Genomic DNA, 14354 nt, shown 5'->3' with positions numbered 1-14354 from the left:
TCAACGACAGAAAGGCGCACCGTGGACCTTCGCATCGGCATCCAGAACTCCCCCCGCGAGCTCTCGCTGGAGACCTCGCAGACGGCGGCGGAGGTGGAGCAGGCCGTCGCAGCGGCACTCGACGGGCAGTCGCCCGTGCTGCGCCTGACCGACTCGAAGGGCGCGGTGTTCATGGTCCCGGCCGCGGCGCTCGCCTTCGTCGAGATCGGCACCGAGGAGGCCCGGAAGATCGGCTTCGTCGGCTGATGGAACTGCTCTTCATCACCCTCGGCGGAGCCATCCTCGGCCTCGCCGCGCGCTACGCGCTCCCCCGCCGCGAGTTCCACGGCGTGGTGCTCGTGCCCGCCGTCGGCGCCGCCGCCGCGGCCGTCGCCTGGGTCGCCCTGACCTGGCTCGGCCTGGCCTGGGACGGCGGCTGGATCTGGCTCGCCTCGCTCGTCCTCTCGGCCGCGGCGGCCGCCGCGACGGCGTTCCTCGTGGGCCGCCGGCGCGAGGAGGACGACGCGCGCACGTTCGAGCGACTCGCCCGGTTCGGCCTCGCCCGCGGCTGACCACCGGGCCGCACTCGGCGCGATCGTCGCCCGGGTCGGCTCGTGCGCCGTGGCACGCGCGCTCAGGCGGTGAGCCCGAGCGCGTCCATCCGGCGCGTGTGCGACGCGATGAGCTCCGTGAAGACGGGCTCCACGTCGGGGTCGAGCTGGTCCGACCCCGCGGCGTGGATCGCCGACCTGGCGATGAGCAGCGTGTCGCCGACGAGGCTGCGCGCCCAGAGCGCGAGGCGGTCGTCCAGCTGCGGGTCCTTCGCGATCGCGGCGATCAGCTCCTGTTCGATGACCGCGCTCGCACCCGCTTCACGCAGGATGGCACGCACGCGCGCGCCGAGCTCGTGCGGTAGGCCCTCGGCGAGACGCACGAAGTAGTCGTCGAGCATGCCCGACGTGATCTGGATGCCGAGCAGCAGCTCGTACCAGTCCGCCCCCGACGTGGCCTGCCGGAACCGGTCGAGCGCTGGCGCGAACGGCGCCATGACCTCGTCCGGCGCGGCGTCCAGCCGCCGGATCTCGGCGATCAGCTCGTGGTGCTTGCGCAGTGCCACGCCCGCTGCGGCGCTCAGCCCCTCCTTCGAGGCGAGGTCGGGCGCCGTCGCGACCGCGCGCGCGAGGTTCTCGAACACCTCGAGCTGCAGGTAGGCCGCCTGGCCGAGGAACGCGATCGGCTCCGGGGTGATCTCGGTGAAGTCGACCCTGGTGAGCTCCGTCGGAGCGACCCTCGGGCGCAGCCTCGGCGTCTCGGGACGGGGGCGGCGCGACATCGACCTGTTCACCACGTAGGACAGCATATCCGGGGGCTCCCAGCCCGCTCGGATAGGCTGGACGGCGCACGCGGGCGATGGAACCGCGGCCGTGCGCCTGTCGAACGAAGCAGGGCGCACCATCCACCCCACACGGACAGGCACACATCTTGACCACGTTCACCGAACTCGGCATCGCGCCCGACATCGTCGAGGCCCTCGCCGGGAAGGGCATCTCCGACGCCTTCCCCATCCAGGAGCAGACCATCCCGCTGGCCCTCTCGGGCCAGGACATCATCGGCCAGGCCAAGACCGGCACCGGCAAGACCTTCGGCTTCGGACTGCCCATGGTGCAGCGACTCGGCGACGACCCGGAGCCCGGCGTCAAGGCGCTCGTCGTCGTCCCGACGCGCGAGCTGGCCGTGCAGGTCACCGAGGACCTGGAGCTGGCGACGTCGAACCGTCCGACGAAGGTCGTCTCGATCTACGGCGGCAAGGCGTACGAGGGCCAGATCGAGCAGCTCCGCGCGGGCGCGCAGCTGGTGGTCGGCACCCCGGGCCGCCTGCTCGACCTCGCGAACCAGCGCATCCTCTCCCTCGCCGACGTGCGCGAGGTCGTGCTCGACGAGGCCGACAAGATGCTCGACCTCGGCTTCCTGCCCGACATCGAGAAGATCTTCGCGCGCGTGCCCGCGGTCCGGCACACGATGCTCTTCTCGGCCACGATGCCCGGCCCGATCGTCGCGCTCGCGCGCCGGTTCATGTCCAAGCCGATCCACATCCGTGCGAACGACCCCGACGAGGGCCTGACGCAGGCGAACATCAAGCACCTCGTCTACCGGGCCCACTCGCTCGACAAGGACGAGGTGATCTCGCGCATCCTCCAAGCCGAGGGCCGCGGGAGGACCGTGATCTTCACGCGCACCAAGCGCGCGGCCGCGAAGCTCGTCGAGGAACTGAACGACCGCGGCTTCAACGCGGCCGCCGTGCACGGCGACCTGAACCAGGACCAGCGCGAGCGCGCCATGGCCTCGTTCAAGGCCGGCCGCAAGGACGTCCTGATCGCCACGGATGTCGCGGCGCGCGGCATCGACGTCGACGACGTGACCCACGTGATCAACCACACGATCCCGGACGACGACAAGGTGTACCTGCACCGCGCGGGCCGCACCGGCCGCGCTGGGAAGACCGGCATCGCGGTCACCTTCGTCGATTGGGAGGACCTGCACAAGTGGGCCCTCATCAACCGGGCGCTCGAGTTCGGCCAGCCGGAGCCCACCGAGACGTACTCGTCGAGCCCGCACCTGTTCAGCGACCTCGACATCCCGCAGGGCACCAAGGGCCGGCTCACGCCCGCCCCGAGCGCGCAGCCGTCGCGGTCCAGCACCGCCGGCCGCCGCGAGGGCGAGCGCTCGGGCGACGCCGCCGACGGCTCGACGCGCTCGCGCTCGCGCCGCCGCACGCGCGGAGGCAAGCCCACCGGCGAGGGCGCCGCGTCGACGCCCGCCGCCTCGGAGGAGGCGCCGAAGGAGCCGGGCGCCGGCACCCACGACGGCAAGGGCAAGGAGCACCACGACGGCAACGCGGCGCCGCGCCGGCGCCGTCGCCGCCGCGGCGGCCGTTCGGGCGGCAGCGCGGCCGGCGCCCCGTCGCAGGCCCCCACGGCCTGACGACGACCGACCGACCGACGCGAACGGGCCGGATGCCTCGTGGCATCCGGCCCGTTCGCGTCTTCCGGCGGCGGAGGGCGCGGCTCAGGGCAGCACGGGCTCGCTCCCGCGCCCCTCGCCGAGGATCCGCTCGACGACCTCGGGCGCGGTGGTGTGCTCGCCGAGGCGGTTCGACTTGCCGAGCCCGTGGTAGTCGCTCGAGCCGGTCGTGGCCAGCCCGTACCGCGTCGCGAGCTCCCGCAGGCGGAGCTTGGCCGCGGCGGTGTTCTCCGGGTGGTCGATCTCGAGGCCGAACAGGCCGGCCTCCGCGAGTCGACGCAGCCGCGACTCGGGGATGACGTCCTCCGCCCCGCGCGTGCCGGGATGCGCGAGCACGGGAACCCCGCCGGCGGCGCGGATCAGGCGGATGCCGGTGAGCGGGTCCGGCGCGTAGTGCGGCTGGGCGTAGCCGGACCGCCAGTGCAGGATGCCGGCGAACGCGTCCGAGCGCGTCTCCGCGTGGCCGCGCGCGACGAGCGCGTCGGCGATGTGCGGGCGCCCGATCGTCGTGCCGTCGGTGGTCTGCGCAAGAACGTCGTCCCACGTCAGGTCGTAGTCGGCCGCGATGCGCCGCACGATCTCCTCGGCCCGCGTCAGCCGCGACTCGCGGATCCGGTCGGTCTCGGCCACGAGCCCGGGGTCCGTCGGGTCGACGAGGTAGCCGAGCACGTGCACGCTCGCGAACTGCACGCGCGTGGACAGTTCGAGACCGGGGATGAGCCCGATGCCGAGCTCCCGCGCCGCGGCCGCCGCCTCGCCCCACCCGGCGGTCGAGTCGTGGTCGGTGATCGCGACCGCCTCGAGGCCCGCGAGCGATGCCGCGGCGACGAGGTCCGCCGGTGCGTCGGTGCCGTCGGAGACCGTGGAGTGCGCGTGCAGGTCAGCTGCGACGGCGAGCGGGGCGTCGGCCATGGACCCATGGTAGGACCGCACCCGTCAGCAGGTTCCCCGCGGACTCCCAGCGGACGCTCCGCGGTCGTCGCGGCACGGGCCCGGCGGCCTGACCTACGCTGGGTGGGATGTTCCCCCGCCTCCTCGGCTGGGCCCTCGTGCTCGGCACCGCAGCCCTCGCCGCCGTGCTGCTCTGGCCGCAGGCGTTCGGCCTGAACGACCAGTGGATCGCGGCGCACGTCGTCGCGCTGCGCGGAGCCGCGGCGGCCGGCGCGGGAATGCTGGCGGTGCTCCTGGCCATCGTGGTGCTGATCGGGGGCGCGCGTCGCGTGCTCGGTGCCGTGACCGCCATCCTCGTGGTCTTCTCCCTCGGCAACCTCGGGATCCTCGCGGCCCGTGGCCTGGGCGGCGGCGACCCCGCGGCCGCGGCGTCGGACTCGGTGACCGTGCTCTCGTGGAACACGCTCGGCGAGGTCCCCGACGCCGCGACGATCGCCGACCTCGCGTTGGCGCAGGAGGCGGACGTCGTCGTCCTCCCGGAGACCACGGAGCCCCTCGGCGAGGAGGTCGCGGTCGCCATGCGCGAGGGCGGCCGCCCGATGTGGGTGCACACGCAGTCGTTCGACCAGGTCGCGAAGGCGCGGTCGACGACCATCCTGATCTCGCCCGACCTCGGCGGCTACGAGGTCGTGAGCGCCCCGTGGCCGGGCCCGCCAGGGAACACGAACACGCTGCCGACCGTCGTCGCCGAGCCGACGAGCGGCGAGGGTCCGCGCATCGTGGCGGTGCACGCGGTCGCGCCGATCCGGTGGGAGCTGCGGAACTGGCGCAGCGACCTGGACTGGCTCGCCGAGCAGTGCTCGGCCGACGACGTCATCATGGCCGGCGACTTCAACGCGACGCTCGACCACTTCGCCGGTCGCGGCGTCGACGGCGGCGACCTCGGGCGGTGCGCCGACGCCGCCGAGGCGGGCGGCGCCGGCGGGATGGGCACCTGGCCGACCGATGTGCCCGAACTGCTCGGCAGCCCCATCGACCACGTGCTGGCGACCCCCGGATGGCACGTCGACGCATTCCGCGTGCTCGACGCGCTCGACGACTCCGGCAGCGACCATCGGCCCATCGTGGCGGTCCTGTCCCGGGCCGGCTGAGCGTCGGGGCTCGGAGCGACGTCTCGGCGAGCGATGCGAGAATGGACACCATGACGAACACCGGCGACGCCACCGCGACGGCCCACGAGGCCCACACCGACGAGATCACCGCCGAGGAGTCCGGCCGCAACGCCAACCGTTCGACGACCCCGGGATCGGAGGGCTTCAAGTCCTTCATCGGCGGCAGCTGGGCCGAGCGCGACGAGGCGCTTCCGGCGCCGCGTGCCCAGGCCGCGCACGCGGCGTCGCGACGCGCGGCGGTGTCCGAGTCGTTCCCGGGGCAGCGCCTCGTGATCCCGGCGGGCGACATGAAGCAGCGCGCCAACGACACCGACTACCCCTTCCGCGCGCACTCCGCCTTCGCGCACCTGACCGGCTGGGGCTCGGACTCCGAGCCCGGCGCCGTGCTGGTCCTCGAGCCGACCGGCGACACCGGCCACGAGGCGACCCTGTACTTCCGCGGCCCGGCCGGCCGCGACTCCGACGAGTTCTACGCGAATCCGGCGATCGGCGAGTTCTGGATCGGCGCTCGCCCCTCGCTCGAGCACGTCGCCGCCGACCTGCAGCTCGCCGCTCGCGACCTCGCCGACTTCGACGGCGTCGTCGACGCGGTCGACACGGCGACCCTCGTCCTGCGCGAGGCCGACGTCGCGCTGACCGAGCGGATCGACCAGGCGCGCCTGCGCTTCGCGGCCGAGGAGGCGCTGTCGACGAACGCGTCGGACGCGCCGTTCAGCATCGAGGTGAACGCCGAGCACGAGCCGGACGCCGAGCTCGCCCGGGTGCTCGCCGAACTGCGGCTGGTGAAGGACGAGTTCGAGGTCGCCGAGATGCGCGCCGCCGTCGACGCGACCCAGCGCGGGTTCACCGAGGTGCTCGAGGAGCTGCCGCGGATCACCAGCGAGGTGCGCGGCGAGCGCGTCATCGAGGGCGTGTTCGCGACCCGCGCCCGCATCGAGGGCAACGACGTCGGCTACGGCTCGATCGCCGCGGCCGGCCCGCACACCACCATCCTGCACTGGACCCGGAACGACGGCCCGGTGGTACCGGGCGACCTGGTGCTCCTGGATGCCGGTGTCGAGCGCGACACCTACTACACCGCCGACATCACGCGCACCTTCCCGGTGAACGGCACGTTCTCGCCGGTGCAGCGCCAGGTGTACGAGGCCGTGCTCGAGGCCGCGGACGCCGCGTTCCGGATCGTGAAGCCGGGCGTGGTGTTCCGCGAGGTCCACGCCGCCGCGATGGAGGTCATCGCGCACCGGACCGCCGAGTGGGGGTTCCTCCCGGTGTCCGCCGAGGAGTCGCTGAAGCCCGAGAACCAGTTCCACCGCCGCTACATGGTGCACGGCACGAGCCACCACCTCGGACTCGACGTGCACGACTGCGCGCAGGCGCGTCGGTCGATGTACATGGACGGCGTGCTCGAGCCGGGCATGGTCTTCACCATCGAGCCGGGGCTCTACTTCCAGGCCGACGACCTCACCGTGCCCGAGGAGTTCCGCGGCATCGGCGTCCGCATCGAGGACGACATCCTCGTCACCGTCGACGGCGCCGAGAACCTCTCCGCCCGCATCCCGCGCACGGTCGACGAGGTCGAGGCCTGGGTGCGCGACGCCCGAGGCTGACCCCGGTGGTGGGCCGGCTCACCTCGCGGTGAGTCGGCCGACCTCGAGCCTGCCCGTCCGCCCGGGTGCTGCCGCGCGTCGCGTCAGCCCGAACCGCGGCTCGCCGCGCGCGCGGACCGACGCGCCGTCCACCACGCCCAGAACCGGTCCAGCTGGCGCTTGACCCAGCGGGCGAGGCGCTTCGCCCACGCGAACTCGGTGCCCAGCACGGCGAGTCCGACGAAGACGACGAGCCAGCCGGGTCCGGGCAACGGCACCAGCGCGAGCCCGGCGACCGCGATCACGCCGCCGAGCACTCCGACGCCGAGCCGGTAGGCGAAGCGCAGTCGCGGATGACGATCGATCCACCGGCGGATGCCGCGCAGCCACCGGCGGATCGGACGATCGGGCCGCTCGGCGGCGACGATCTCGGCACGGACCGAGCGCTCGAGCGTGGTCGGTCGCGGCGTGGATCGGTCGACGGTCAGGGCGTCCATGCCAGCACGATAGGCCCGCCCGCTGGGAGGCGACCGGACGGATCAGTCGTCGGCGTCGTCGCGCTCGCGCGCGGCGCGGCGGGCCGCGTCCTGGGCCTCGCCGTAGGTGAGCGGTCGCGACGGGTCGACGGTCGGTGCGGTGCCGGGCGTCGCGTCCGCCGGTGCCACCGCCTCGGTCTCGCGCGTCGCCGCGTCCGCCGCGGGAGGGGCGGGCGGCGGTGCCGGGGGCGAGTCGCTCGCGGGCGCCGCAGGCGCGACCTCCGTGACGCCGAGCACCTCTCGCGCGCGGCCGACGTGCGCGGGCTCCGCGACGATCGCATAGCGGGTGGCGAGCACCTGCATCACCGAGGTGAAGTCGCGCCGCCGGCGGTTGACCGAGTAGGTCACGACGCTGAAGATCATGCCGAAGCCGGCGCCGATGAGCACGGCGGCGGCGAGGACGCCGAGCGAGGTGCCGCTCGGCGAGAAGATGAAGAAGAGCAGGCCGAGGAAGGTGCCGAACCACGCCCCCGAGAGCGCCCCGCCGCCCGCCGTCCTCCCCCAGCTGCGCGTCCCGGTGATCCGCTCCACGCTGGTCAGGTCGTGACCGACGATCGCGAGCTCCTTCACCGGGAAGTCGGCCTTCGCGAGGCGGTCGACGGCGGACTGCGCCTCGAGGTAGGTCTCGTAGCTGGCGACGGTCTCCCCCGTGGGCAGCGTCGGATAGGTGCGGCCGAGACGGCCGCCGAACGGCGACTGGGTGCTCACCCGACCATTCTCCCATGGCCCCCGGCGGCGCGGTCGGAACGTCCGGCCCGCGGGGTAGGTTGGGAGGCGTGAGCGCCACCAGAGTCTTCGTCGCCCGACTCGCCGGGTGTGCCGTGTTCGACCCCGCGGGCGACCGCGTCGGGAAGGTGCGCGACGTCCTCGTCGTGTACCGCAAGGACGATCCGCCGCGCGTCGTCGGCCTGATCGTCGAGATCCCCGGCAAGCGACGGGTCTTCGTGTCGATCGGGCGCGTGACCTCGATCGGCGGCGGCCAGATCATCACCACGGGCCTCATCAACATGCGTCGCTTCGAGCAGCGCGGCGGCGAGGTGCGCGTGATCGCCGAGATGCTCGGGCGCAAGGTGACCTTCAACGACGGCTCCGGCACCGCGACGATCGAGGACGTCGCCATCGAGGAGCGCGATCCCGGCGAGTGGGAGGTCGACCAGCTCTTCGTGCGCCGTCCCAAGACGAGCGCCTCGCCCTTCGCGAAGGGGCCGTCGGCGTACGTCACCTGGCGCGAGGTGCGGGAGACCACGGCGGCCGGCGAGGCGCAGTCGGCCGAGCAGCTGATCGCGACGTACTCCGAGCTGAAGCCGGCCGACCTCGCGAACACCCTGCTCGACCTGCCGCCCCGACGTCGGCAGGAGGTCGCGGCCGAGCTCTCGGACGACCGGCTCGCCGACGTGCTGGAGGAGATGCCCGAGGTCGACCAGGTCGAGATCCTCGCCGAGCTCGGCGACGATCGCGCCGCCGACGTCCTCGACCACATGTCGCCCGACGACGCGGCCGACCTCATCGCCCAGCTGCCCGAGGAGCGCGGCGAGCACCTGCTGGAGCTCATGGAACCCGAGGAGGCGGAGGACGTCCGCTTCCTGCTCTCGTACGGCCCCGACACCGCGGGCGGCCTCATGACGACCGAGCCGATCATCGTCTCGGCCGACGCCACCGTCGCGGAGGGCCTCGCCCTCATCCGCCGCCACGACCTGCCGCCCGCGCTCGGCGCGGCGGTCTGCGTGACCCTCCCGCCGTACGAGCCCCCCACCGGCAGGTTCCTCGGGATCGTCCACTTCCAGCGGATGCTGCGCTACCCGCCGCACGAGCGCATGGGCTCGCTCATCGACCAGGGCCTCGAACCGGTCACCGCCGACACCTCGGCCGCCGAGGTGAGTCGCATCCTCGCCAGCTACGATCTCGTGTCGGTGCCGGTGGTCGACGAGAAGCACCGCCTCGTCGGCGTGGTCACGATCGACGACGTGCTCGACTACCTGCTCCCCGACGACTGGCGCAGTCATCCCGACGACGAGCACGAGCTGACCCGCCGCGCCACGGCGAGGGCGCAGCTGGCCACCGGCAGCATCCCGATCGCACCCGGAAGGAGGGCAGGAGATGGCCCGCGCTGATGCCGACGACCGTCGGTTCGACACCCCCAAGGGCGCCAGGCGCGCCGCCCCGCTCCGCCTCTCGGGCGACCGCGACCGCTTCGGCCGCTTCACCGAATGGGTGGCCCGCGGCATGGGAACGCCCTGGTTCCTCCTCGGGCTCACGATGTTCGTGCTGCTCTGGATGCTGTGGAACACGCTGGCGCCCGCCGACTGGCAGTTCGACCGAGCCGACTACGGCTTCATCGCGCTGACGCTCGTGCTCTCGCTGCAGGCCTCCTACGCGGCACCCCTGATCCTGCTCGCGCAGAACCGGCAGGACGACCGCGACCGCGTGCAGATCGAGCAGGACCGCCAACGCGCGGAGCGCAACCTCGCCGACACCGAGTACCTGGCCCGCGAGGTCGTCGCGCTGCGGCTCGCGGTCCGCGACCTGGCGTCCAAGGAGTTCATCCGCCAGGAGCTGCGGCAGGCGCTCGAGGAGCTGGACCGGCGCGACGCGGAGGATGCCGCGAATGCCGGCTCCTGACGCGGCATCCGTCGAAGCCGCCGTCCGCACCGCGCTCACCGGCGTCATCGATCCGGAGATCCGCAAGCCCATCACCGAGCTCGACATGGTGGAGCGCGTGACCGCGACCGAGAGCGGTGTCGAGGTCGGCGTCCGGCTGACGATCGTGGGCTGCCCGGCCTCCGACCGCATCGAGCGCGACGTGCGCGACGCGGCGGAGCAGGTGGTCGGCACGGGCAACGCCGTCGTCGAGCTCGGCGTCATGACGCCCGAGCAGCGGGCCGCCCTGACCGAGCGACTCCGCGGGGGCCGAGCGGCGCGCGGCAACCCGTTCGGGCCCGGCACGCTCACGCGCGTGGTCGCCGTCACGAGCGGCAAGGGCGGCGTCGGCAAGTCGACCCTCACCGCGAACCTCGCGGTCGCACTCGCCGCACGCGGGCTCTCCGTCGGCCTCGTCGATGCCGACGTGCACGGCTTCTCCATCCCGGGGCTGCTCGGGCTCGTCGACGAGCACGGGACCGCCGTCCGGCCCACGCGCGTCGACGAGATGATCCTGCCGCCGGTCGCGCACGGGGTGAAGGTCATCTCGATCGGCATGTTCGTCGAGCCGACCGAGCCCGGCGGACGGGGGTCCTCCGTCGCCGTCGCCTGGCGCGGCCCGATGCTGCACCGGACGCTCCAGCAGTTCCTCACCGACGTCTACTTCGGCGACCTCGACGTCCTGCTCGTCGACCTGCCGCCCGGCACGGGCGACGTGGCGATCTCGCTCGGGCAGTTGCTGCCGAACGCCGAGGTGCTCGTCGTCACGACCCCGCAGCCGGCCGCCGCCGACGTCGCCGAGCGCTCCGGACTCGTCGCCCGGCAGACCGGACAGCGGGTCGTCGGCGTCGTCGAGAACATGGCGGGCCTCGCACAGCCCGACGGGACCCTGCTCGACCTGTTCGGCTCAGGGGGCGGCGAGGAGGTCGCCCGACGGCTCTCCGAGGGCGCCGACCATCCGGTGCCGCTCGTCGCCGCCGTGCCGCTCAGCGTCGCCCTCCGCCGCGGCGGCGACGAGGGCGAGCCGGTCGTGGTCCGCGAACCCGACGACCCCGCCGCACGGGCCATCGAGCAGGCGGCGGAGTTCCTCGCCCGGCGCCCGCGCTCGCTGGCCGGTCGTCGCCTGGACGTCTCCGTTCGATGAGCCGGATGGCGCGACCCGGGCGCACCGCACCCCGTGCGGTGGTCGTTCCGCTCGCGCTCGTCGTGGGATGCGCGATCGCGGGATGCGCCCCGGCGGCCGATGCACCCGGACCGCTTCCCGACGGACTCGACGTGACCGTGCGGCAGGGCCGGCTCGACGTGCCCCAGCACCTGCTGGTGGTGCACTTCGAGAACTCGGGCGACCCGCTCACCGTCGAGGCGCTCACGGTGCGATCGCCCGCGCTCGCCCCCGGCATGGAGCGCGACCGACCCTTCGACCTCGGACGCGACGACGCCATCGACATCCGTCTCGACCTCCCGGGCAGCGTCTGCGAGGGCGACCCCACCGCCGTCGAGGTCGACGTGCGCGTGACGTCCGCCGACGGTGAGTCCCTCGCCGGTACGCTCGAACCCGCGGACCCCTTCGGCACGATGGCCCGGATCGCCGACACCGACTGCCTCGCCGAGGCGGTGGCCGCGGTGGCCGCGATCGAACTGCCCGAGCGGCTGCGCACCAGCGGCTCGGGTGCCGGGATGCGCGCGTGGATCGACGTCCGCGTCGCCCCCGTCCCGACCGGGGACGGCCGGCTGACGATCGACGGCGTGGCCGCGACGACCCTCATCGGCGATGAGGGCGGCCAGGACTGGGAACTCGGGATCGACGTCGCCGCGGGCGACGAACCGGTCGATGCGGTGCTCGCGGTGCGCCCGGCGCGATGCGACGCCCATGCGCTCGCGGACGACAAGCGGGGCACCATCCTGCCGTTCGACGTCGCCGCTGCGGACGGCCGCTCAGGCCGGCTCGAGTTCGCGGCGGGGCCCTCGCTCAAGGCAGACCTGTACGCGTACTACGCCGAGCGCTGCGAGCTGGAACCCCCGTCGGGCTGATCTAGGGTGGGCGCATGCGGACACCGGCGCAATGGCTGCGAGGCGTGCGACATCCCGAGGCGTTCCACGGGCACGGCGTGCGACGGGGCTTCTTCGAGGGGTGGTATGTCAAGCTCGTCAGCTCGGACCGCCGGCACCGGTGGGCGGTGATCCCCGGCGTGTTCCGCGGGCTCGACGAGCACGACGGGGCGCGCGACGAGGCGTTCGTCCAGGTCCTGGACGGCCTCACCGGCCGGTCCTGGTACCACCGGTACCCGGTCGACGCGTTCTCCGCCTCCGCGCACGGCTTCGAGGTCGCCGTCGGCGGCAATCGGTTCGACTCGACCGGGGTGACGCTCGACACGCCCCAGTTGCGCGGACGGCTCGACTACACGGGGCCCATGCAGCCGTGGCCGGTGACGCTTCGCGAGCCCGGCATCATGGGCTGGTACGGGCTCGTGCCGTTCATGGAGTGCTTCCACGGCATCGTCTCGTTCGGACACGGGCTGACCGGGACGTTGGACGTGGAGGGCACCGCCGTCGTCTTCGACGGCGGTCGCGGGTACATCGAGAAGGACTGGGGCCGGGCCTTCCCATCCGGCTACGTCTGGATGGCGAGCAACCACATCGACCACGCCGCCGGCGAGCACCCCGACGCCTCGCTCATCGCGTCGGTCGCGATCATCCCATGGCTGAAGGGGTCGTTCCGCGGTTCGATCGTGGGCCTCCGGCACGGTGATCGACTGCACCGCTGGACCACCTACAACGGGTCGGAGGAGCGACGCCTCGAGATCGACGACTCGCACGTGCGCTGGAGCGTGTCCGGACCCGACGGCCTGCTCGAGCTGGAGGCCGAACGGGTCCGCGGCGGCCTGCTCCACGCGCCGCTGCGGACGGCGATGCACCGCAGGGTGGAGGAGACGCTCGACGCCCGCATCAGGCTTCGGCACCTCGCGCCGGACGGCCGGGTCCTGCTCGACGGCGTCGCGGAGTGCGCGGGCCTCGAGGTCTTCGGCGACACGGAGCGGATGCTCGCCCTCTGACACGACCGGCCCGGGCGCAGCGACGCGGACTCGCGCCCGCCTCCTCGAGCCGTCCGAACTCAGCGGACGGGCTCGTCGACCGCGCGGGCATCGTCTTCGACGGCCCCCGCGTCGAGATCGACGCGACGGAGGGGGTAGCGCAGGATCGGGACGAGGCTCGCGAACGCGATGGCGGAGGGCAGCAGGCTGAAGCTCACGATGATGCCGGCGATGGCTGCGGCGGGCTGGGTCACCTCGGTCGCGCCGACCGACTCGACGTAGCCGGTCATGGCGAGCACGACCGCGAACAGGGTCGCCCCGAGCGCCATGCCGGTGGTCTCCCCCGCGGTCCAGATCCCGCCGAAGCTCCCCGCGCGTCCGGGTCCATGGCTCCTGGCGTCGTGCGCGATGACGTCCGGCAGCATCGCCATGGGCAACGACTGCATGCCCGCGTACGCCGCGCCGGCGATGCCGACCGGCAGGTAGACCCACGCGCCGGGCGCCCACAGCATCCCGGCGAGCGAGGCGGTCGCCACGGCGAAGACGACGCTCGCGAACGCGAACGACGCCTCCTTGCCGATGCGACGGGCGAGACGGCCCCAGATCGGGGCGCAGACCAGCGCGGGCCCGATGAGCGCCAGGAAGAGCAGGGTCAGGGCGTCCTCGGAGTGCAGGACCCGCACCGCGACGAAGTTGGCTCCCGCGAGCATCGCCCCGGTCGCCAGCCCCTGCAGCAGGAACGCCGCGAGCAGGAGGCGGAAGGGCCGGCTCCGGCGCAGCGCCGCGATCCCCTCGGTGTATCCGGCGAGCCGGCCGCGGGGCGAGGCGGCCGGAACGGCGCGACCCGTCGGGGCGACGATGGTCGCCACGAGCATCCCGGCTGCGATGACGACCCCGGCGACGACGGCCATGACCAGGTACCCGAGCGCCTCGTCGGTCCCGCCGACGCCCCGGAGCAGCGGACCGCCGGCGCCGAAGGCCAGGATGGCCGCCGTGAGCAGGACGACCCTCCAGGTGAGCAGGCGCGTCCGACCGTCGTAGTCGTCGGTGAGCTCCGCCGGGAGGGCGATGTAGGGCACCTGGAAGAGGCTGAAGGCCGTCGCCGTCGCCAGGAATGCGACCATCACCCATGCGCCGGCGGCGACCGGGCCGATCCCGATCGGGACGGCGAAGGTGATGGCGAACGTCACCGGGAGCGCCAGCGCGCCGATGCGCATCCACGTGCGACGGGTGCCCGTCCGCGCCAGCGCGCGGTCGCTCCGCTCGCCGATCCAGGGGTCGATGAGCACGTCCCAGACCTTCGCCGCGGCCACCACGATCGCCGCGAGCAGCGCGCTCACCCCGAGGGTGTCCGTCAGGTAGAACACGAGCACGAGGCCGGGCAGGGTGGCGAAGCCGCCGGTGCCGATCGAGCCGATCGCGTACCGGGCGACGTCGCTGCGGGAGAGACGTCGCTCCGGTGCAGTCATGCGGGGAAGCATACCCATGCGCCGAGGTGCC

General features: G+C 73.4%; 15 protein-coding genes. 10 read left to right on the top strand and 5 right to left on the bottom strand.

Annotated features, from left to right (window positions below; all coding sequences use genetic code 11):
- Positions 1 to 21 precede the first annotated feature (21 nt).
- On the top strand, positions 22 to 246 hold the full coding sequence (locus ABME01_RS05070; RefSeq protein WP_353827272.1) for a DUF3107 domain-containing protein: 225 nt from the start codon (positions 22 to 24) through the stop codon (positions 244 to 246).
- Complete coding sequence (locus ABME01_RS05065) at positions 246 to 551, top strand: hypothetical protein (RefSeq protein ID WP_353827271.1); 306 nt, start codon at positions 246 to 248, stop codon at positions 549 to 551. The genes ABME01_RS05070 and ABME01_RS05065 overlap by 1 nt, the downstream gene beginning before the upstream one ends.
- A 62-nt stretch (positions 552 to 613) precedes the next feature.
- On the opposite strand, the gene ABME01_RS05060 is transcribed toward ABME01_RS05065, so the two are convergent.
- Positions 614 to 1324 (bottom strand): ferritin-like fold-containing protein, encoded by a 711-nt coding sequence (locus tag ABME01_RS05060; protein WP_353827270.1) that lies wholly within the window; start codon positions 1322 to 1324, stop codon positions 614 to 616.
- Positions 1325 to 1461: 137 nt separating this feature from the next.
- On the opposite strand from ABME01_RS05060, the gene ABME01_RS05055 reads away from it, so the two are divergent.
- Positions 1462 to 2961 (top strand): DEAD/DEAH box helicase, encoded by a 1500-nt coding sequence (locus tag ABME01_RS05055; RefSeq protein ID WP_353827269.1) that lies wholly within the window; start codon positions 1462 to 1464, stop codon positions 2959 to 2961.
- An 84-nt stretch (positions 2962 to 3045) separates the two neighbouring features.
- Here the strand turns inward: ABME01_RS05055 and ABME01_RS05050 are convergent, their stop codons facing one another.
- Entirely contained in the window at positions 3046 to 3912 is an 867-nt protein-coding gene (locus ABME01_RS05050) for a PHP domain-containing protein (RefSeq protein ID WP_353827268.1), read from the bottom strand.
- A 107-nt stretch (positions 3913 to 4019) separates the two neighbouring features.
- On the opposite strand from ABME01_RS05050, the gene ABME01_RS05045 reads away from it, so the two are divergent.
- Positions 4020 to 5042: an endonuclease/exonuclease/phosphatase family protein gene (locus ABME01_RS05045; protein WP_353827267.1), complete on the top strand. Its 1023-nt coding sequence runs from the start codon at positions 4020 to 4022 to the stop codon at positions 5040 to 5042.
- A 50-nt stretch (positions 5043 to 5092) separates the two neighbouring features.
- Positions 5093 to 6670, top strand: coding sequence for an aminopeptidase P family protein (locus ABME01_RS05040; protein WP_353827266.1), 1578 nt, complete (start codon positions 5093 to 5095; stop codon positions 6668 to 6670).
- 83 nt (positions 6671 to 6753) lie between these two features.
- Here the strand turns inward: ABME01_RS05040 and ABME01_RS05035 are convergent, their stop codons facing one another.
- Both ABME01_RS05035 and ABME01_RS05030 read right to left on the bottom strand, forming a co-directional pair.
- Entirely contained in the window at positions 6754 to 7146 is a 393-nt protein-coding gene (locus ABME01_RS05035) for a TIGR02611 family protein (protein WP_353827265.1), read from the bottom strand.
- 42 nt (positions 7147 to 7188) lie between these two features.
- On the bottom strand, positions 7189 to 7893 hold the full coding sequence (locus tag ABME01_RS05030) for a YflT domain-containing protein (protein WP_353827264.1): 705 nt from the start codon (positions 7891 to 7893) through the stop codon (positions 7189 to 7191).
- A 68-nt stretch (positions 7894 to 7961) separates the two neighbouring features.
- On the opposite strand from ABME01_RS05030, the gene ABME01_RS05025 reads away from it, so the two are divergent.
- Genes ABME01_RS05025 through ABME01_RS05005 form a run of 5 tightly spaced genes read left to right on the top strand, consistent with a single transcriptional unit; the run spans position 7962 to position 12875 of the window.
- Positions 7962 to 9296 (top strand): magnesium transporter MgtE N-terminal domain-containing protein, encoded by a 1335-nt coding sequence (locus ABME01_RS05025; RefSeq protein WP_353827263.1) that lies wholly within the window; start codon positions 7962 to 7964, stop codon positions 9294 to 9296.
- Positions 9283 to 9804 carry a DUF1003 domain-containing protein gene (locus ABME01_RS05020; protein WP_353827262.1) on the top strand — a complete coding sequence of 174 codons (522 nt, stop codon included), beginning with the start codon at positions 9283 to 9285 and terminating at the stop codon, positions 9802 to 9804. Before ABME01_RS05025 ends, ABME01_RS05020 begins: the two co-directional genes overlap by 14 nt.
- Complete coding sequence (locus ABME01_RS05015; RefSeq protein ID WP_353827261.1) at positions 9791 to 10966, top strand: Mrp/NBP35 family ATP-binding protein; 1176 nt, start codon at positions 9791 to 9793, stop codon at positions 10964 to 10966. Before ABME01_RS05020 ends, ABME01_RS05015 begins: the two co-directional genes overlap by 14 nt.
- Positions 10967 to 10971: 5 nt before the next feature.
- Positions 10972 to 11853: a hypothetical protein gene (locus ABME01_RS05010; protein ID WP_353827260.1), complete on the top strand. Its 882-nt coding sequence runs from the start codon at positions 10972 to 10974 to the stop codon at positions 11851 to 11853.
- A 14-nt stretch (positions 11854 to 11867) separates the two neighbouring features.
- Positions 11868 to 12875, top strand: coding sequence for a tocopherol cyclase family protein (locus tag ABME01_RS05005; protein WP_353827259.1), 1008 nt, complete (start codon positions 11868 to 11870; stop codon positions 12873 to 12875).
- Positions 12876 to 12934: 59 nt separating this feature from the next.
- Here the strand turns inward: ABME01_RS05005 and ABME01_RS05000 are convergent, their stop codons facing one another.
- Entirely contained in the window at positions 12935 to 14323 is a 1389-nt protein-coding gene (locus ABME01_RS05000; protein ID WP_353827258.1) for an MFS transporter, read from the bottom strand.
- Between the last annotated feature and the right edge of the window lie 31 nt (positions 14324 to 14354).

Source organism: Agromyces litoreus (genome assembly GCF_040496015.1).
Taxonomy (GTDB): Bacteria; Actinomycetota; Actinomycetes; order Actinomycetales; family Microbacteriaceae; genus Agromyces; species Agromyces litoreus.
This window is presented reverse-complemented; position numbering and strand designations above follow the sequence as displayed.

What these genes read in the sequence shown, in the direction of transcription:
- ABME01_RS05065 (WP_353827271.1), top strand. Translation starts at nt 246, where the DNA reads ATGGAACTGCTCTTCATCACCCTCGGCGGAGCCATCCTCGGCCTCGCC.
- ABME01_RS05015 (WP_353827261.1), top strand. Translation starts at nt 9,791, where the DNA reads ATGCCGGCTCCTGACGCGGCATCCGTCGAAGCCGCCGTCCGCACCGCG.
- ABME01_RS05005 (WP_353827259.1), top strand. Translation starts at nt 11,868, where the DNA reads ATGCGGACACCGGCGCAATGGCTGCGAGGCGTGCGACATCCCGAGGCG.
- ABME01_RS05010 (WP_353827260.1), top strand. Translation starts at nt 10,972, where the DNA reads ATGGCGCGACCCGGGCGCACCGCACCCCGTGCGGTGGTCGTTCCGCTC.
- ABME01_RS05020 (WP_353827262.1), top strand. Translation starts at nt 9,283, where the DNA reads ATGGCCCGCGCTGATGCCGACGACCGTCGGTTCGACACCCCCAAGGGC.
- ABME01_RS05045 (WP_353827267.1), top strand. Translation starts at nt 4,020, where the DNA reads ATGTTCCCCCGCCTCCTCGGCTGGGCCCTCGTGCTCGGCACCGCAGCC.
- ABME01_RS05050 (WP_353827268.1), bottom strand. Translation starts at nt 3,912, where the DNA reads ATGGCCGACGCCCCGCTCGCCGTCGCAGCTGACCTGCACGCGCACTCC.
- ABME01_RS05035 (WP_353827265.1), bottom strand. Translation starts at nt 7,146, where the DNA reads ATGGACGCCCTGACCGTCGACCGATCCACGCCGCGACCGACCACGCTC.
- ABME01_RS05000 (WP_353827258.1), bottom strand. Translation starts at nt 14,323, where the DNA reads ATGACTGCACCGGAGCGACGTCTCTCCCGCAGCGACGTCGCCCGGTAC.
- ABME01_RS05040 (WP_353827266.1), top strand. Translation starts at nt 5,093, where the DNA reads ATGACGAACACCGGCGACGCCACCGCGACGGCCCACGAGGCCCACACC.